Origin of the sequence: Actinoplanes sp. NPDC048791, assembly GCF_040650095.1 — a bacterium.
Lineage (GTDB): Bacteria > Actinomycetota > Actinomycetes > Mycobacteriales > Micromonosporaceae > Actinoplanes.
In genome coordinates, this window is sequence record NZ_JBEZGQ010000075.1 from 1 (window position 1) to 16,391 (window position 16,391).

Here is a 16,391-nt window from a genome sequence, read left to right on the forward strand (position 1 = left end):
CACAGGGCGGCGGCCAGCTGCGAACGCGCCGAGTTGTGGGTGCACACGAACACGACCCGGGCGGTGTCGGGCAGGCGGGGCGGCGTCAGCCGGGCGAGAGTGCCGGGCCGCAAGCGCAGGTACGTGCGCCGCCGGTCAGCCTCGGACCGGGTGCGCTCCAGCAGCCCGGCCGTGGCCAGCACCTTGACGTGGTGGGCGACGAGGTTGCTGGGCATCCCCAGGTCCCGGGCGATCTCGCCGGGCGAGGCGTCACCGAGGCTGAGCGCGTCCACGATGGCCAGGCGGGCCGGGTCACCGAGCGCCGCATGGATCCGCGCCCGCTCCCGCAGAGAATTCCGCTCAGTATCCATTGACTCAATCCTTGCTGAGTTTTTTCATCGATGCAAGTGGCCGCCTCTGGAGCGGGGTTGCTGAGCTGCGGCCGGTTCGGGCAGGCTGACGGTTCTGTCATATTCGGGGGTGTTGCGGTGGCCGCGTCGTCGGCTCGTACCAGAAGCAGTCGTGGTCTTCTGCTCTTCCTGTGGTTCGTCGCGCCGCTGGTGGAGCTGGGCGGGGTGCTGCTGTTCTGCGCGGCGGCGCCTGACCTCGCGCAGGACACCGCGTTCGGCAGCCCGGCCACCGAGATCCTCGCGGTGATCGTGCTGGCGGTGACCGTGGTCGGCACGATCCTGGTGTGGCGCGGGGTTTCCGGCGCCCTCCGGTGGATCACCGCGACCGCGCTGTTCATCGCGGCGGCGCTGACCGTGGCCCTCGGCGTCAGCTTCGCGACCGCCGGCATCCTGGCGCTGTTCACCCTGTTGATGGCCCACTCCGCGCTGTTCATCGCACTGATCGGCCGGGCCGCGCTGCGCTCCCCGGCCGGGAACGGACGGTGACGGCCATGGACGGCGACATGCTCGCCCGGCTCCAGCAGCTGCAGGCCAAGGTGACCCAGTTCGGCGAGCTCGCGACCCAGCTCGCCCAGGCCGTTCCCAAGCAGGCCGAGGGCTGCGACGCGTCCGGCTGGGTCCGGGTCGTGCTCGGCGCCGACGGCCTGCCCACGGCGATCAGCGTGCGCGACGGCTGGGACCGCCGCATCGAAGCCGCCGGGCTGGGCGCGGCCGTCATGGACGCCAACGCCGACGCGATCCGGCAGGGCATGAAGGCCTTCTCCGACCAGCTCGACGACAACCGCTGGTGGACCAAGCGGGCCCACGCCGAGGAGGACGGCCCGGATCCGTCGGCCGGCCCGGTCGCCCGTCCGCCGGCCGGCACGGAACGCGATCCCGGCGAGCTGACCGAGGACGTGCTCAAGGCCCTGCACATGGTGCAGCAGCCGGCGGAGACCGCGCCGGGCGCGGTCGAGGGCTCGGACCCGCAGCGGTACGTGACAGTGGCGCTCGGTCCCGGCGGCCTCGCCCGTTGCACCATCGACCCCGACTGGGCCGCCCGGCGCGACAGCAACGCCATCACGGCCGCACTCACCCAGGCGTTGCGCGCCGCCCGACAAGCCGTCCCGGCTTCCACCGCGCCGAGTGCCGACCTGGACGGGCTGCTCGGCGACGCGCTGGCGACCCTGCGCGCGATCACCGAACGACGCCCGGCTGGAGGAAACAACTCATGAGTGATCTGCCCACCCCGGACGAGGTGACGGTCGCGACCAATGTGCTGCGCCAGGAGGCGGGCATCTGGGACGACCAGAGCGCCAAGCTCAACAAGATCAGCAACGATGTCGCCGCCCGGGAGTTCGGCCGGCTGGAGGCGGGACTGTTCCAGATCATGGTCGGCCCGTACAACGAGATCATCGACGCGGTGGCGGCGCGGACCCGCGAGGGCGCCACCGCGATGACGGACATCGGGCGCACCCTGCGCTCGGTCGCCGACACCTACGACGCCGAGGACAAGGCGAGCGAGCACCGCATCCGCAACATCTACTGACCACGGGGACCCTGCGATGACTTTCAGCACTGCTCAGTTCGAGGCGACGCTGGCCGAGATCGAGTCCGGCATGTCAACCTTCTCGGCCAACCTGGGCAAGATCCCGCCGGCGGCGCAGCGGGCCACCGACCACTGGTACATCACCGACGCCGTGGCCGAGGGCATCACCTGGCTGGCGACCAAGACGGTGGAGATCGGCCAGGACATCCTGAACTGGTTCATCGACCTGCTCAAGGGCGCGGTGGCCCCGATCTACATGGCCATCGACGGCTTCAAGTGGCTGGAGATCCGCGGCGAGGCCAACCTCGTCGCGGCGAACCTGACGGACCAGAACCTGGCCATCGACAACTCGGAGTGGTCCGGCGACGCGCGGGAGGCGTACGGCACGGCGGTCGGCGCGCAGGCCGCGGCGGCCTCCCGGATCGGTTCGATCGCGACCAGCACCTCGGCCAACCTGCTGACGTGCGCGCTGGCCGGAGCAGCCTTCTACCTGACGCTGGCGGGCGTCCTGGCCAAGCTGATCGCAGCGACCATCACCATCATCGCCGCGTACGCCTCCGCAGCGTTCTCCTGGGCCGGCGCGGCCCTGATGCTGGAGGAAGCAGGCGTCAACACAGCCATCATCGGCACCGCCCTGGCGACGGTGACCGCCTTCGTGGGAGCACAGGTCACGGCGTTGGCCTTGCTGCACGGCGACGCGGTCGACCCGTCCAGCTTCCCGAACAAGGTGTGGCCGACGTCCAACTCGGCGCAGTACAGCGACGGCACGGTCAAGGACGACGACGCGGACTGGTCACTGAAGCCGGAGTGACCCCGGTCAGAAGCCGAGCCCGTCAAGGATCCGGACGACGGCGTTGGCCTTGTCGCTGTCGCGTTCGGTGGCGGCCGGCTTGTCCTCGCCCGCGATCAGCAGAATGACCTCGTCAACCTTGGCGACAACATCGGCGCGACCGGCGATGACGGCGGCGGTCCTGAGGTCCCGGGCCAGCACCAGCAGGGCGGCCGGGTCGGTGGTCTCTCGCTGTCGGTCCACGCCCCGAGCGTAGGAGCCGCCTGCCACTGCCGCTGACCAATTCTGTCGTATCTCCTCCGTAGGATCACCGCACGCCTGATCGGCGGATGTCTCTGTCCCGGAGGATCTGTGTCCCTTCCCCACCGCGCTGCCGTGGTCGTCACGGCGGTCGCTCTGCTCGTCCTGCCCGCTTCCGCCGGCTGGGCCGCCGAGGCCAATCACCCACCAGCCGTCCCGGCGTCACTGACCGTCGGCGGCGTCGCCTGCGAGCCCGGCGGCATCTGGGTTGGCGCCACGACTCCCCGGGTCACTGCCGACGTCACCGACGCCGATCTGGACGTGGTCCAGGGCGAGGCGGTGACCCCGCAGTTCGTGGTGTGGCCGGCCGGCGCCCCGGCCCAGCGGGCCGATTGGACGTCGCCCGACCTGGCCCATCCCGGCACGGTGTTCACCACGGTCCCGTCCACCCTGGTCAACGGCGGCCGATACCACCTGAAGGCCCGCGCCACCGACGCTGCCGGCGCTGTGTCCGCCTGGTCGCCCGTCTGCACCTTCACCGTCGACACCACCCGGCCGCACCCGCCGACTGTGACCTCCGCCGACTATCCGGAGGGGAAGCCCGGCGGCGGCGTCGGAGTCACCGGGAAGTTCACCTTCGCCGTGGCCGGAGACGACAAGGACGTGGTGACGTTCCGCTACTCGTCGAGCACAACGGGCCTGCGCGAGGTGCCGGCGGGCCGCCGGGGCCGGGCCACCGTGGAGATCACCCCCGACTGGTACGGCACGAGCGTCGTCACCGTCCAGGCGATCGACCGCACCGGCAACCGCTCGGCCGAGACCACGTACTCGTTCACCGTCATCGACCACACTCCCAAGGTTCTCGACCAGAATCCGGACGCCGGGGTCGGTGAGCCGCGGACCATCCGCTTCTGGAGTGCTGTGCCCGGCACGGCGTCGTTCACCTACCGGTTCAACGACGGCCCGGCGACAACCGTCGATGCGGACGCCGACGGCTACGGCACCGCCACCGTCACGCCGGACCGGCCCGGGGACAACTTCCTCACCGTCACCAGCCGGACGGCCGGCGGGGTCGTGTCCCCCGAGGCCAGGGTCAACGTGTACGTCCGGGTGGTGGTCCGGAGCCCCGAGATCAGCTCGCCCGACTTCCCGGGTGACGGCAACCCGCCGCCGACCGCCGGACAGCAGGTCACGATCGTCCTGCGCACCGATTCGCCGGCGGTCGCCGAGTTCGTGTGTTCGCTCGACTTCGGCGAGACCGAGCAGGTCGTCGCTGCCGACGAGAACGGCAACGCGACCTTCCGGCACACCCTCGTCGGCGAATACCTGGAGGTCCAGGCCCGCGCCCGCACCGCGGACGGCTCGGAGTCGGACACGGTCGTCACCGGATGGGAGCTGACGCCGGCGCCGTGACAGTGGTGTGGCGAGCCGGCTCACGGCGTTCGCGTGCTGCCGGCCGCGAGCTCCCGCAGCCTGCTCGCCACGGTCATGGCCGTCTCCTGCTCGTCGACCGCGCGGCGGATCAGGCCGAGCTCGTCCAGGATGGCCTCGGCCAGCGCGGTGAGCTCGTCCGCGGGCAGGTTCCTCCCGGCCTCCCGGAGCGGAATCTGCACGCTCTGGCCCGAGCGGGGATCGGTGGCCGTCATCGCCAGCTCGGCCTCACCGGTGTACGGCTTCAGCTCCACCCTGGCACCGCGCAGGTCGATCCGCCGGCGCAGCACGACGCGTCGTTCGATGAGGTACGGGCCCTTGAGCCACACCCGGTGCCGGGCCAGCCGCAGATACGCCGGGTCGTCACGGCGCTCACCCTAATCGCCGCGGCGGAAATCGGACGCTACAGCTAGGCGGCGGCCTCGCCGAGGTCGGCCATGTCGATGCCGGCCTCGCCCAGGATCCGCTGGACCGCGGCGATGCTCAACCAGTCGAGAACGTTGTCCTCGTGCACGACCCGGTACCACTGGGTCCGCCCGCGCTTGACGATCTCGACGCGCCACGCGCCGTCCGCCGTCTGCATCGCGTACTGGACCTTGGGCTCCACTTGATCGACGCTACGTCCTGTCGATCAAGGCCGCTACCAGGTCAAACAAACTACGTCGGCGTAATTCACCGCTCCCGGGCGAACCAGCTCGGCACCCCGCGGCGCCGTCCTACGGTGGGGCCATGGAGCAGTTCGAGGACGCCTGGAACTCCCTGGGCGAAGCCGAGCGGTCCCTGCTGCTGGACGCCCGCGACAGCCGGTCGGTGCCACCGGCGGTCGCGGACATCCTGGTCCGGGTGGCGCTGGCCGTCGAGCCCCAGCCCGGTCTCTTCCCGGCGCCGGTGCACTGGCCGATCGGCTTCCGCGACTTCCTCGACGACAAAGCCGCACTGATCGACCTGCCGGACGACCCGGAGTGCGAGTGACGCCGGTCAGCTCAGCCCTTCACCGCCCCCGCGGTGAGGCCCTCGGTCAGGAAGCGCTGCCCGAACGCGTACATGATCACCACGGGGATGCTGACCAGCAGCGACGCCGCGGCGAGCTGTCCCTGCGGTACGACGTCCCCGGCGATCATCGACTGCATCCCCACCGGGAGGGTCTTGTACTCGTCCTTGGTGATGAACACGAAGGCGAACAGGAACTCGTTCCAGGCGTTGGTCAGGGTGAACAGCGCCACCGCCAGCAGTCCCGGCTTGGCCAGGGGCAGCACCACCCGGCGGAACGCCTGGATGCGGGTTGAGCCGTCGACCAGCGCGGCCTCCTCCAGCTCGATCGGGATCGACGCGAAGTATCCGGTCAGCAGCCAGGTGGCGAACGGGATCGTGAACGTCGGGTACGTCAGCACCAGCGACCACAACGAGTCGGTGAGCCGCCACCCGATGAGCAGCTGGTACAGCGGGATGAACAGCAGGGCTCCGGGCATCACGTACGTCAGCAGCACCGTGACGGTGAAGCCCTGCGCCCCGCGGAACCGCAGCCGGGCCAGGGCGTAGCCGGCCAGGGCGGCACAGATCAGGGCCACCGCGGTGGACGCCGCGGACACCAGCACGGTGTTGAGGTACCAGCGGCCGAACGGCTGGTTGGTGAACAGCGCGCTGAACTGTTCCAGGGTCCACGGCGTCGGCCACAGGTCGTTGGCGCGCATGACGACCTGGCCTTCGGACTTGAAAGCCGTGACGGCGATCCAGTACAGCGGGCTCAGCACGAAGGCCAGCAACCCGGCCAGCGCGACCCCGGACCCCAGGTTTGCCACCAGAGACGACGCCCGGCGACCGCCCCGGGAGTTCAGGACCGAGACCGCCTTGCCGACCGCCACCGCGATCAGCAGTATCACGCCGAGGACAACCGCGGCCTTCCAGAAGATCTCGGGCGACGCCCAGGCCAGCAGACCGGTGAAGGCGGCGGTGACGATCCACGGCAGGGCCGTCCGCACTGTCCCGGCCCACTCGGGCATCCGGATCCGCCGGCGCGGCTTGGTGCCGGCCTCCTGGCGCAGCAACCGGACCAGGACGAACACCAGCGCGCCGATGACCGGCAGCATGACCAGCGTGACCGCCGCCCCGGCGCCGTACTGCAGCTGCAGGATCGCCTTCGAGTACGCGACCAGCACGTACGGCGCGGTCACGTCACCCGGGCCGCCCTGGGTCAGCAACCAGATGAGGTCGAAGTTGTTGAACGTCCAGATCGACGACAGGGTCACCGTCACGGTGATGACGTGACGCAGTCCGGGCAGTGTCACGTGGACGAACCTGCGCCACGGTGAGGCGCCGTCGATGGACGCCGCCTCGTACAGGTCGGCCGGGATGGCCTTGAGTCCCGCAAGGAAACAGACGGCGAAGAACGGCACGCCCTTCCACACGTTGACCAGGATCACCGACGGCATGGCCAGCGACGTGTCGGACAGCCAGCCCGCGGGCCAGCTGTCGATCAGATGCACATCGGCCAGCAGCGGCCCGATCCCGGACGCGGTGAGCAGGGTGTTGACGCTGCCGAAGATCGGGTCGAGCAGTGCGCGCCAGCTGAACGCCGTCACCACCGTCGGCACCACCCACGGCACCAGAAGAAGCCCGGTGAGCACAGCCCGCCCACGGCGCTGGCGGTGCAGCAGCAGGGCTGCGGCCAGGCCGAGCACAACCTTGAAGATCTCCGCGTACGCGGTGAAGACGAACGAGTTCACCACGCCCGTACGGAACTGGTCGTCGCCGGCGAGGGAGAGGTAGTTGCCCAGGCCGACGAAGACGCTTTCCTGGCCGTGCCGTTCCGTGGTGCTGGTGACGGCCGACTGCACGATCGGCACCAGCACGAGCGCGCTGACCAGCACGGCCGTCGGCGTCAGGAACAGAGCCGCCAGCCGCCAGTCCCGGCCCAGCCGCCGCTGGGTCGTCGTGAGGGAGCCGGGCCCCGGCGACGGGGAGGTCCCCGTCACCGGCGCCGGTGCTGAGCGGACTGCCGTCACTGCGGCAGCCCTTGCTGGGCAAAGATCTGCACCATCTTCGCGTGGGCGGCCTTCACGGCCTGTGCGGGCGCCGTGCCCTGCACGACCTGCTGCATCATGTCGGTCAGGACGTAGGCGGCGACGACGGCCTGCTGGCCGGCGCTGGCCTTCTGCGGGAACTTCAGGCCGTTCTTGGTGGACAGCGGCAGCGGCTGCTGGGACATGGTGCGCAGCATGGAGAACGCCGGGTCGCCGCTGGTGAAGAACGGGTCGGCTTCCCAGACCTTCTCCCAGGCGGGCATGGCCAGACCGGGTGCTTCCTTGGCCACTCCGACCAGTGCCGGCGCCGTGATCAGGTACTGGGCCAGGAGCCTGGCGAGGCCCGGGTTCTTGGCCCCCTTGAAGACGACAAAACCCTGGGACTGACCGAGCAGCAGGGACTTGTCGGTCGCCGGTCCGATGCAGTCGGAGAAGACGTGGGTGTTGGCGTACACGGGGTTCTTCTTGGTCTTGGAGTCCGCGTAGACGCTGAAGCTGTTGCGGGTGTAGCCCAGGATCCCGGCCAGCCAGTTCTCGTTGTTGCTGGTGTCGGTCCAGCTGGCGACGCCCGGCGGCAGCATCGGCTTGAACTTGGGATTGGTGTAGATGTCGCCCAGGAAGGTCACCGCCTGCACGGTCTCGGGCGAGTCGAACGTGACCTTGCGGCCGTCGTTGGAGGCGATCGCTCCGCCGTACGAGTTGATCAGCGCCTCGATCATGCCGTTGCCGTCACCGGACCGGTTGATCATCATGCCCCAGCCGAACCGGCGTTTGGCCGGATCGGAGATCTCCAGGCACAGGTCGCGCAGTTCCTCCCAGGTGTAGACGTCCTTGGTCGCGATGCCCTTCTCCTGCATCCAGTCCTTGCGCAGGAAGGACCCGATCCCGATGAAGTGGTACGGGATCGCGAACCACTTGCCGTCGAAGACGCAGAAGTTCTTGGCCTCGGCGCAGGGCTCGCCGTACTTGGCGGTCAGCGCCGTGACGACGTCCGTCACGTCCTCCAGGTCGCCCAGCCCATGGAACTGCGCGATGAACCGCGAGTCGGTCATGAACGCCAGGTCACGCGCCACGCCGCCCTCGACCTCGGCGTGGATCTTGGCTACCACGTCACCGGCGTCGGCCTGGACCAGGCTGTTCTCGATCTTGGTCCCGGTGACGCTCGCGAACTTTTCGATCGAGCTGTCGAGAGCCTCGTTGGCCTTGGTCGAGTACAGCTTCTGCGACAGCACCCCCATCGAGGAGCCCTTCATCGACGCCGCGGCGTCGATCAGCTCCTTCGGAACTTCCGCCTGCACCTTGGCGGGTGTATCGGAGGTGTCCCCGCACGCCGCCAGACCGGCCGCGCCGAGCACCCCCACCCCCATCCCCAAAAAGCCGCGCCGGGACCAGGCCGGTTTGTCCATGGACATTCGCCTCCTCCGTCTTCTCGCACCGCCGCCGCCGAAGGGCGTGGCTCTATCTGTGTCCTGAATCCGGTGACCGAAGAACTTCGCAGGCTGCGAGCGGCGACCGGGTCGAGGCGGTGCTGACGTCGAGATCGATTCGCATCACGGGCACCGCCGTTCGAGATTTCGAACTCAGTTCGAGATATCGTATTGGGTGGACGCGACGCTAGAGGACCACCGCGAGAGGTGTCAATGTTTCGATGCGATTTCGGAGCAGTACGGGCAAGCCGGTCAGTGCGAGCGGGCCCGGTAGCCCATCCGGGTGGACAGCGTGGCCGCGCCCTCGCGCACCAGCTCGGTCCATTCCACCTGCGTCTGCGGGGTCCAGCGGATGATCGGCGCGGAGATGCTCATGCCGGCGATGACGGCGCCGGAATGGTCGCGGATCGCCGCGCCGACGCAGCGCATGGCACTGTCGGACTCGCCGTCGTCGACCGCGATGCCCTCGGCCCGTACACGTTCGAGATGGGCCCGCAGCCGGTCCGGGTCGGTGATGCTGTCCGGCGTCATGCCGGACAGGGTGCCCTTGGCCAGCACCGCGTCCAGGGCGGCCTGATCGAGGTCGGCCAGCAGGATCTTGCCGACCGCCGTGCAGTGCGCCGGCAACCGCCGCCCGACCGCGGAGACCATCCGGACCGGGTGCGTGCTGTCGACCTTGACGAGGTAGATGACGTCGGGGCCGTCGAGCACGGCCACGTGGACGGCCTCGTTGCAGGCGGCACCCACGTCCCGCGCGACGCTCTGCGCCTCACGGACCAGGTCGAGCCGGCCGGCGAACGCCGCGCCGAGCTGGAACAAGGGCATGCCGAGCCGGTACTGGACCGGCTGGCCGGGTACGGAGATCAGGTACGAGCGGGCCTCGAGCGTGACGAGCAGCTCGTGAACGGTGGTGCGGGGCAGGTCGAGCCGCTCCATCACCTCGCGCGCCGACAGTTGGGGGCGGTCCAGGAACAGTTCGAGGACGTCGAGAGCGCGGATGACCGCCGGTACCACACGGGGCATGTCGATAGTCCCTTCGAAATGCCGGACCGGCACCTGCAGAGGGTAACCGCACATTTTTCCCGCATTACTACACACTGAGGATAGCCAATGCCGATTTCCATTCACCACCTGCGCGACGGCGACACCTCGCGCTGGGCGGTGTGCCAGGACGGCGGGTGGGGCGAGCTCGACGGTACGCTCGCCGGCCTGCTCGCCGTACCGCTCGACCAGGCCCGCGCTGTGGTCGAGGCCGCCGCCCGCGACACCCGCGGCGACATGCCCGGGCAGAAGGTGCTGCCACCCGTCGACGAGCAGGAGGTGTGGGCGGCCGGGGTCACGTACCTGCGCAGCCGCGACGGCCGTAAGGAGGAGTCCGGGCATGGCTCCCTCTACGACCAGGTCTACGACAGCGACCGCCCCGAGCTCTTCCTGAAGTCCAGCCCGTGGCGGGTCGTCGGCGACGGCGACGCCGTCGGGATCCGGGCCGACTCCGGCTGGGACGTCCCCGAGGCCGAGGTCGGCCTGGTGCTCAACGCGGCGGGCGAGGTGTTCGGCTACACCCTGGGCAACGACATGAGCAGCCGGTCGATCGAGGGCGAGAACCCGCTCTACCTGCCGCAGGCGAAGATCTACGACCGCTGCTGCGCGGTCGGCCCGGCGATCGTGCCGAGCTGGGCGGTCGGCCCGGGCCCGTTCCAGATCGGGCTGCGGGTGCTGCGGGACGGCCGGGAGGCCTACACCGGTACGACGTCGACGGCGGAGATGGCCCGCGGCTTCACGGACCTGGCCGGCTGGCTGTTCCGGGCGCTGACCTTCCCGGCCGGTGTGGTGCTGCTGACCGGCACCGGGGTGGTGCCGGACGCCGACTTCACCACGCAAGTCGGAGACACGATCCAGATAACGTCGGCAGAACTCGGCACACTGACCAACTCCGTCGTCGCGGTCGGCGGGGCCACCAACGGGAAGGCACAAGCATGACCACGATCGAGAGCCTCTCCCCGCAATTGCCGTCGGACGTTGTTGTGCGCGTACCGGACACAGCGCCGGACAAGGTGGCCGCAGCGGCCGACGTAGCCCGGGAATCGGCCACCGGATGGGCGCGCCAGCCGGCGCACGCCCGCGCGGCCGCACTGCATGCCTGCGCCGAGGCGGTCCTGGCCGCGACCGCCGAACTGACCGACCTGGTGGTCCGCGAGGTCGGCAAGCCTCGCGCCGAGGCGGGCGCCGAGATCGGCCGCGGCGTGGCGATCCTGCGCTACTTCGCCCAGCAAGCCCTGCACCCCGAGGGCGAGGTGTATCCCCCGGCCGACGGCGTGTCCCTGCTGCACACCCGCCGCCGCCCTCACGGCGTCGTCGGCCTGATCACCCCATGGAACTTCCCGGTGGCGATTCCCCTCTGGAAGGCGGCGCCGGCCCTGGCCTTCGGCAACACGGTGCTGCTCAAGCCCGCCCCGCAATCCTCCGCGGTGGCGCTGCGCCTGGCCGAACTCTTCGCCGGGACCCTCCCGAACGGCGTACTGACGGTCCTGACCGGCCTCGGCGGCACGGGCGAAGCGATCGTCGACTCAGCGGATGCCGTCTCGTTCACGGGTTCGGTCGCCGCCGGGCAGGCGGTCGCCCGGCGGGCGGTCACCCGCGGCATCCCGGTCCAATGCGAAATGGGCGGCCAGAACGCCGCCATCGTCCTACCGGACGCAGACCAGCAAGCGGCGGCAACAGCAATCGCGGCGGCGGCGATGGGGTACGCCGGACAGAAATGTACGGCGACCAGCCGGGTGATCGTGGTCGGCGATCCCGCGCCGTTCGCCGAGCGACTGGCCGCAGCGGTCGAGGCGCTACCCGTGGGCGACCCGGCAGACCCCTCGACGGTGGTGGGCCCGCTGATCGAATCCCGGCCCCGCGAGGCGATCCGGACGGCGGTGCAGCGTGCTGGCGCAGGGGGTGCCAAGGTGCTGACGGGTGCCCGGCAGCCTGACGGTGACGGCTGGTTCCAGGCGCCGACGGTGCTGGCGAATGTGCCGGCCGGCGACGACCTGCTGACCGAGGAGTACTTCGGGCCGGTGTGCGTGGTGCTGCCGGCGGAATCAGCTGAAGCCGCGGCGCGGACGGCCAACAACGTACGGCATGGGCTGGTGGCGGCTGTGTATACGCAGAATCTGGGGGCGGCGCTGACGCTGACGGATCGGCTGGATGTGGGAATGGTGAAGGTGAATGCGCCAACTACGGGGGTGGATTTCCACGCACCGTTCGGCGGGGAGAAGGAGTCGAGCTACGGGCCACGGGAGCAGGGGACGGCGGCGCGCGACTTCTACACCCGGACCGTGACGGTGACGCTCACGCCGTAGTTTGTCGGTCCGTTAAAGGCCCGCCTTGTCAGCTCCATGGACGGCCTGCGAGTGGGTGAACCCCGCGTATTTCAGCAGCTCGATCAGTCCCTTGCGCGAGGAGCCCGATACGCGGAGGTGGCTCTGGGCCGAGCTGGCCGCCTGCTCGTCGTAATCGATGTCCAGGGAGTCCACCGCGTGGGTTGACGCCTCCAACGAGTAGCCGGCCGAGGACAGCATCTCGATCAGTCCCTTGCGGGAGAACGCCGCCACGCGGAGGTAGCTCTGGGCCGACTTGACCGCCTGCTCGTCGTAATCGATGTCCAGGGAGTCCACCGCGTGGGTTGACACCTCCAACGGGTAGCCGGCCGCAGAGAGCAGTTCGATCAGTCCCTCGCGGGAGAACGGAGCAATCTTGAGGTACTCCTTGGCCGACCGAACGGCATTCTTCTGCTCGGCCGACCCCGTCCCGGCGGTGGGCCTGATTCTTGTCGGGTCCACTGTGGGCTCGGTGGCGGCGTCGTTGACGGTCGGATCGGCGCCCGCAACCATCGTTGCGGGCGCGAGGCGTTCCAGCAGGGCAAACATGACCTGCGCCGAGGCACGTGCGGCGAATCGTTTGTAGCGGTCGTCTTTTTCGGCGTCGGCATGGTCCATCACGCCTTTCGCGACGAGCCAGGGAAGTCCCCGATCGTCGGCGACGGTGGCGATGGTCGCCGCCTCCATCTCGATGGCGGTGATGCTGCGTACTCCCATGCGCCGCAACCGGTCCCACTCCGCAGGGTCGGTAATGACGGCGCTGCCGCTGGCCATGGGGGCGGTGAGCACGCGAAAAGGGAGGCGCTGCGGGCCCTCGACGTCGTCGTAGAGCCGTCGCTGCACAAGGTCGGATCCATCGCCGGTCAATTTGGGCTCGCCGTTCGACTCGCGCCGGATCAGACCTTGCGTCTCGAACTGTGCCAGGCGACGCGGCCACGTACCGCTCGGGAAATAGGCATCGCGTGCGGGGTGGCTGCGTGGGTGCTGCCCGCGGTGCAGCTGCTCGAGGAACCAGAGCAACGCCTCGTCGTCGCTGGGATCGCCATAGGCGGGCAGACCACGAGGGTCGAACTCCTGCGCGGCGCGCAGCCAGTGAAGGTCCAAAGAGAATTGCCGGTGATCCCCCTCGAACCCCGAGGCCGAATGCTTGCCCTCGTCCCATTCGAAGACGGGCGTGCCCACCACAACGTCACCCAGCGCCGCCCTCGCGGGGTCACCCGCGCACACGCCGCACATGGCCACGGCGGTCGGGTGGAGCCGGTCGGCCAATCTCGCGACGAACGATCCTGTCGTGCGTCCACCCATGTGCGTCGGCCGGGCCACCGCCACAGTGAACCGAAGTTTGCCGTCGATCCGGTACTCGCCCCACGAGTACGGCGAGCCGTCCACGTCGCGTTGTTGCCACCGAGAGACTCCTGGACCACCGGGGTCGGCGGCTGACGCGGCTCCCAGCGCCGCATCGAACTCCTCCCGCAACGCCGCCACTACCAGCACATCGACGTGTCCCATGGCTCCCCTCGGCCGGTCGGCGGTGTCGTCGCGGGCGGCCTGCCGCCGAGCCGCCGGAGGCACAGGCGCGTTCGGCAGCCAATGCTTGGGGCGAAGTTCCCAGTACGTGGAGAGGTCGCGTACGTTCCGGAACCGGCGGACCTCCCGATCTACCGCGGCTGTCCATGCCTCAGTGCCCCGGCCGCCGAAGGTGGTCCATCCCCATCTCTCCGTGTACAAGATCGCGCCGAGCCGCCTCAGCAATGCCGCGTCCTCGGGCAAGGACAGCCCCAAGAGCATCGCAACATCGGCCGCGGCCAGTACCGCCTGCCGATCTGGTTGGTCAGCCGGCGGATCGTAGTCTCGTTGCACGGCGGCTGCGTGGCGGACGACGGCCAGGAACAGATCGAGCTCTCGCCGGGCGCGTCCGGTCGCTGCAGCGCCCGCGGCCGTCAGCCCGATGGTTGTGGTCCCGGCGATAGAGATGGAACTGCCGGAGTTGACGCCGTGGAGCAGACCCGGCGGCATCTCGGGCAGCAGGCGGGCTGCATCAAGGTCATGCAGCCGGTAGAGATGTTGATCCAGCTCGTGGAAAGTGGGCCAGCGGCCGGCGCGCAACAGGAGAGCCCAGATCGCGTCAAGGACGATCCGCTGAGTAGCGTCGACCGGCTCGGGCATCGTCACGGCGCAATTGTCCGCCAGCCCGGCGCCCGCCGATCACCCAGGCCCGCTGAGTTCGTCAATCGCGGCGGCGGCGATGCAGCAGGGAGGCTATTTCGAGCTCGAACGGAAACGGTTCTTCGGACATCAGTGCCTGGCCGGCGCTCGCGACCGCGGCCGGGATGTAGTGATCGCCGGCCAGCCGCTCAAGGTGCAGTTCGACCGAATCCTGCGGCTGCTCGACTCGCAAGTACCAGCCGATCTCGGCCGCCGCGTACAACTGCGGCTTCAGCAATCGATCTGTCCCAGCGTTGCTCGGGGACACCACTTCGACAACGAGCTTGGCCTCGGCGGCCTCAACGGCATTTCCGACATCGTCGGTGTCGGCCACGACAATGTCGGGTTGCAAGATGCGCCCACTCGCCAGCCGAAGGTTCACATCTTGCAGAACCAAGAGCCCAGCTCGCTCAGCCGCATCATAGAGCCCTTTTGCCAGCAAGAACGCGATGTGCTGATGACGCTTGCTCGGCGCGGGGCTCACCCACAGGCTCCCATCGATCAGCTCGATCCGGCTCGCGGTCTCCCCGAGCGCGAAGTATTCGTCCTCGCTCCACGGCTCTGGGTGTTCCAGCATTGCCACGCTCATCGGATCGCCTCACCTCTCGGCGGATGCTGTCGTAAGCGTGCCATGCCAAGCCCTACCCGTGCGACAGTCCCCCGACATGGAGACCTTGTCGGGGGGCAACGTGTCATGAGACTATCCGCGTCGTCAAGCTATCGCCTCTAACCTGCGCTGGGCACAGCGGAACGCGTAGTCGTGACCGACTCGCCACGCGCAACCATCGCACCGTGGGGTGTCCGGGGGTCGCTCCCGGAGCCAGCATGGTGGGGCGGGCGGGACTCGAACCCGCGACCGAGGGATTATGAGTCCCCTGCTCTAACCCACTGAGCTACCGCCCCGTACCGGCGGCGATCCTATCCCGGCTGCTCAGCTCCGAGCTACCGATCTTCGCCGACGGCACGGTGAGCGGCTACTTTTCGTCGTCCTGCGGCTTCGCGTGGCCGGTGTCGTCCACCAGGTCCGGGGCCATGCTTCCGCCGTGGGCCTCCTGCGGCGGGTGTTCCTGCTTCGGGTCCTGCGGGCCTTGGGTGGTGGGTTCCTTGTTCTCGTCCATGGCCGGTGTCTACCCGGCCCGGCCTGTTTCAGGCGCGGCGCCTGAGGGGATGTGCCGGGCATGACCGATGTGCGTGCGCTCTCTTCCGACCGGTTCGAGCTCGGCGAGGGCAGCCGCTGGGTCGGTGATCAGGTCGTGCTGGTCGACATTCCGGCTGGGCGGCTTTTCGGTACGCCCACACCGACCGGTTCCGGGCCGCAGTCCCTGACCCAGCTGGCCCAACTCGACGTGCCGCTGGCTGCCGTGGCCCCCGTACGGGATGCGCCCGGAAGCTGGCTCGCCGCGGCCGGGACCGGTTTCTGGCTGCTGGAGCCCGCCGGGGTCCGGGAGCTTGCCGGCGCTGAGCCGGTCACCGGCAAGGAGTGGCGGATGAACGACGCCGTCGCCGATCCGGCCGGGCGGTTCTGGGCCGGCAGCATGGCCTGTGACCAGTCGCCGCAGGGCGGCGCGCTGTACCGCTTCGACCCGGACGGCAAGGTGCACACCGTTCTCACCGGGCTGACCATCGCCAACGGGCCCGCGATCACCGCTGACGGGCGGACCATGTTCCTCTCCGACACCCCGCTCGGGCTGGTGCAGCGTTTCGACGTCGACCCGGCCTCCGGGGAGCTCAGCGGGCGGCAGGACTTTGTTCAGCTCGACAAAGGCGAGGGCTCCCCTGACGGGCTCACCGTCGACGCCGACGGTTTCCTGTGGATGGCATGTTTCGGCGGGAGTGCGGTGCGGCGTTACCGGCCGGACGGGCAGCTGGATCGCGTCGTGTCCGTCCCGGCCCGGCAGCCGACCAGCGTGTGCCTGGCCGGTTCGCAGCTGGTTGTGACGAGCGGGCGGGGCGGCCTCGACGCGCCCGGGCCGGACGACGGCGCCGTCCTGGTCAC

Annotated in this window: 19 protein-coding genes and 1 tRNA gene; 9 read left to right on the forward strand and 11 right to left on the reverse strand. The window is 69.5% G+C overall.

The window, feature by feature from the left end; genetic code table 11:
* On the reverse strand, positions 1-350 hold a 350-nt coding region (locus AB0C29_RS08705), incomplete at its 3' end, for a helix-turn-helix domain-containing protein (RefSeq protein ID WP_360817205.1).
* Positions 351-467: 117 nt separating this feature from the next.
* Here AB0C29_RS08705 and AB0C29_RS08710 point away from each other — a divergent pair.
* Genes AB0C29_RS08710 through AB0C29_RS08725 form a run of 4 tightly spaced genes read left to right on the forward strand, consistent with a single transcriptional unit; the run spans position 468 to position 2,728 of the window.
* Complete coding sequence (locus tag AB0C29_RS08710) at positions 468-875, forward strand: hypothetical protein (RefSeq protein ID WP_360548601.1); 408 nt, start codon at positions 468-470, stop codon at positions 873-875.
* 5 nt (positions 876-880) lie between these two features.
* Entirely contained in the window at positions 881-1,603 is a 723-nt protein-coding gene (locus AB0C29_RS08715; protein ID WP_360817208.1) for a hypothetical protein, read from the forward strand.
* Positions 1,600-1,917, forward strand: a complete 318-nt coding sequence (locus AB0C29_RS08720) for a hypothetical protein (protein WP_360817211.1) — start codon at positions 1,600-1,602, stop codon at positions 1,915-1,917. The genes AB0C29_RS08715 and AB0C29_RS08720 overlap by 4 nt, the downstream gene beginning before the upstream one ends.
* 16 nt (positions 1,918-1,933) lie before the next feature.
* Positions 1,934-2,728 carry a hypothetical protein gene (locus AB0C29_RS08725; RefSeq protein WP_360817214.1) on the forward strand — a complete coding sequence of 265 codons (795 nt, stop codon included), beginning with the start codon at positions 1,934-1,936 and terminating at the stop codon, positions 2,726-2,728.
* Between the two features lie 6 nt (positions 2,729-2,734).
* Here AB0C29_RS08725 and AB0C29_RS08730 read toward each other — a convergent pair whose 3' ends face one another.
* Positions 2,735-2,950 (reverse strand): hypothetical protein, encoded by a 216-nt coding sequence (locus tag AB0C29_RS08730; RefSeq protein ID WP_360817217.1) that lies wholly within the window; start codon positions 2,948-2,950, stop codon positions 2,735-2,737.
* A 108-nt stretch (positions 2,951-3,058) separates the two neighbouring features.
* Between AB0C29_RS08730 and AB0C29_RS08735 the strand changes: the two genes are divergently transcribed.
* Positions 3,059-4,360, forward strand: a complete 1,302-nt coding sequence (locus AB0C29_RS08735; protein WP_360817220.1) for a hypothetical protein — start codon at positions 3,059-3,061, stop codon at positions 4,358-4,360.
* A gap of 20 nt (positions 4,361-4,380) precedes the next feature.
* Here AB0C29_RS08735 and AB0C29_RS08740 read toward each other — a convergent pair whose 3' ends face one another.
* Together AB0C29_RS08740 and AB0C29_RS08745 are read right to left on the reverse strand one after the other, a co-directional pair.
* On the reverse strand, positions 4,381-4,707 hold the full coding sequence (locus AB0C29_RS08740; RefSeq protein WP_360817223.1) for a hypothetical protein: 327 nt from the start codon (positions 4,705-4,707) through the stop codon (positions 4,381-4,383).
* Between the two features lie 80 nt (positions 4,708-4,787).
* Positions 4,788-4,985, reverse strand: a complete 198-nt coding sequence (locus AB0C29_RS08745; RefSeq protein ID WP_360817226.1) for a hypothetical protein — start codon at positions 4,983-4,985, stop codon at positions 4,788-4,790.
* A 122-nt stretch (positions 4,986-5,107) separates the two neighbouring features.
* Here AB0C29_RS08745 and AB0C29_RS08750 point away from each other — a divergent pair, with 122 nt between their 5' ends.
* Complete coding sequence (locus AB0C29_RS08750; protein ID WP_360817229.1) at positions 5,108-5,350, forward strand: hypothetical protein; 243 nt, start codon at positions 5,108-5,110, stop codon at positions 5,348-5,350.
* Positions 5,351-5,361: 11 nt separating this feature from the next.
* Here AB0C29_RS08750 and AB0C29_RS08755 read toward each other — a convergent pair whose 3' ends face one another.
* The 3 genes from AB0C29_RS08755 to AB0C29_RS08765 form a co-directional block, all read right to left on the reverse strand.
* Complete coding sequence (locus AB0C29_RS08755; protein WP_360817232.1) at positions 5,362-7,350, reverse strand: ABC transporter permease subunit; 1,989 nt, start codon at positions 7,348-7,350, stop codon at positions 5,362-5,364.
* A 26-nt stretch (positions 7,351-7,376) separates the two neighbouring features.
* Positions 7,377-8,804: an extracellular solute-binding protein gene (locus AB0C29_RS08760; RefSeq protein ID WP_360817235.1), complete on the reverse strand. Its 1,428-nt coding sequence runs from the start codon at positions 8,802-8,804 to the stop codon at positions 7,377-7,379.
* 273 nt (positions 8,805-9,077) lie between these two features.
* Positions 9,078-9,848 carry an IclR family transcriptional regulator gene (locus tag AB0C29_RS08765; protein ID WP_360817238.1) on the reverse strand — a complete coding sequence of 257 codons (771 nt, stop codon included), beginning with the start codon at positions 9,846-9,848 and terminating at the stop codon, positions 9,078-9,080.
* An 87-nt stretch (positions 9,849-9,935) separates the two neighbouring features.
* Between AB0C29_RS08765 and AB0C29_RS08770 the strand changes: the two genes are divergently transcribed.
* The gene (locus AB0C29_RS08770; protein WP_360817241.1) at positions 9,936-10,805 is read left to right on the forward strand and encodes a fumarylacetoacetate hydrolase family protein; all 870 of its coding nucleotides are present in this window, start codon (positions 9,936-9,938) and stop codon (positions 10,803-10,805) included.
* The gene (locus tag AB0C29_RS08775; protein WP_360817244.1) at positions 10,802-12,172 is read left to right on the forward strand and encodes an aldehyde dehydrogenase family protein; all 1,371 of its coding nucleotides are present in this window, start codon (positions 10,802-10,804) and stop codon (positions 12,170-12,172) included. Before AB0C29_RS08770 ends, AB0C29_RS08775 begins: the two co-directional genes overlap by 4 nt.
* 12 nt (positions 12,173-12,184) lie before the next feature.
* Here the strand turns inward: AB0C29_RS08775 and AB0C29_RS08780 are convergent, their stop codons facing one another.
* The 4 genes from AB0C29_RS08780 to AB0C29_RS08795 all read right to left on the reverse strand — a co-directional run bounded on the left by AB0C29_RS08780 (position 12,185) and on the right by AB0C29_RS08795 (position 15,513).
* Positions 12,185-14,356: an Ltp family lipoprotein gene (locus AB0C29_RS08780; protein WP_360817256.1), complete on the reverse strand. Its 2,172-nt coding sequence runs from the start codon at positions 14,354-14,356 to the stop codon at positions 12,185-12,187.
* A gap of 61 nt (positions 14,357-14,417) precedes the next feature.
* The gene (locus AB0C29_RS08785; protein ID WP_360817247.1) at positions 14,418-14,984 is read right to left on the reverse strand and encodes a Uma2 family endonuclease; all 567 of its coding nucleotides are present in this window, start codon (positions 14,982-14,984) and stop codon (positions 14,418-14,420) included.
* Between the two features lie 237 nt (positions 14,985-15,221).
* A tRNA-Ile gene (locus AB0C29_RS08790) sits at positions 15,222-15,298 on the reverse strand.
* 71 nt (positions 15,299-15,369) lie between these two features.
* Positions 15,370-15,513 (reverse strand): hypothetical protein, encoded by a 144-nt coding sequence (locus AB0C29_RS08795; protein ID WP_360817250.1) that lies wholly within the window; start codon positions 15,511-15,513, stop codon positions 15,370-15,372.
* A gap of 60 nt (positions 15,514-15,573) precedes the next feature.
* Between AB0C29_RS08795 and AB0C29_RS08800 the strand changes: the two genes are divergently transcribed.
* On the forward strand, positions 15,574-16,391 hold an 818-nt coding region (locus AB0C29_RS08800; protein ID WP_360817253.1), incomplete at its 3' end, for an SMP-30/gluconolactonase/LRE family protein.

Bases quoted from the DNA above. Each gene is read 5' to 3' on its own strand.
- AB0C29_RS08715 (WP_360817208.1), top strand. From the start codon at position 881: ATGGACGGCGACATGCTCGCCCGGCTCCAGCAGCTGCAGGCCAAGGTG.
- AB0C29_RS08720 (WP_360817211.1), top strand. From the start codon at position 1,600: ATGAGTGATCTGCCCACCCCGGACGAGGTGACGGTCGCGACCAATGTG.
- AB0C29_RS08725 (WP_360817214.1), top strand. From the start codon at position 1,934: ATGACTTTCAGCACTGCTCAGTTCGAGGCGACGCTGGCCGAGATCGAG.
- AB0C29_RS08750 (WP_360817229.1), top strand. From the start codon at position 5,108: ATGGAGCAGTTCGAGGACGCCTGGAACTCCCTGGGCGAAGCCGAGCGG.
- AB0C29_RS08760 (WP_360817235.1), bottom strand. From the start codon at position 8,804: ATGGACAAACCGGCCTGGTCCCGGCGCGGCTTTTTGGGGATGGGGGTG.
- AB0C29_RS08765 (WP_360817238.1), bottom strand. From the start codon at position 9,848: ATGCCCCGTGTGGTACCGGCGGTCATCCGCGCTCTCGACGTCCTCGAA.
- AB0C29_RS08770 (WP_360817241.1), top strand. From the start codon at position 9,936: ATGCCGATTTCCATTCACCACCTGCGCGACGGCGACACCTCGCGCTGG.
- AB0C29_RS08775 (WP_360817244.1), top strand. From the start codon at position 10,802: ATGACCACGATCGAGAGCCTCTCCCCGCAATTGCCGTCGGACGTTGTT.
- AB0C29_RS08780 (WP_360817256.1), bottom strand. From the start codon at position 14,356: ATGCCCGAGCCGGTCGACGCTACTCAGCGGATCGTCCTTGACGCGATC.
- AB0C29_RS08785 (WP_360817247.1), bottom strand. From the start codon at position 14,984: ATGAGCGTGGCAATGCTGGAACACCCAGAGCCGTGGAGCGAGGACGAA.
- AB0C29_RS08795 (WP_360817250.1), bottom strand. From the start codon at position 15,513: ATGGACGAGAACAAGGAACCCACCACCCAAGGCCCGCAGGACCCGAAG.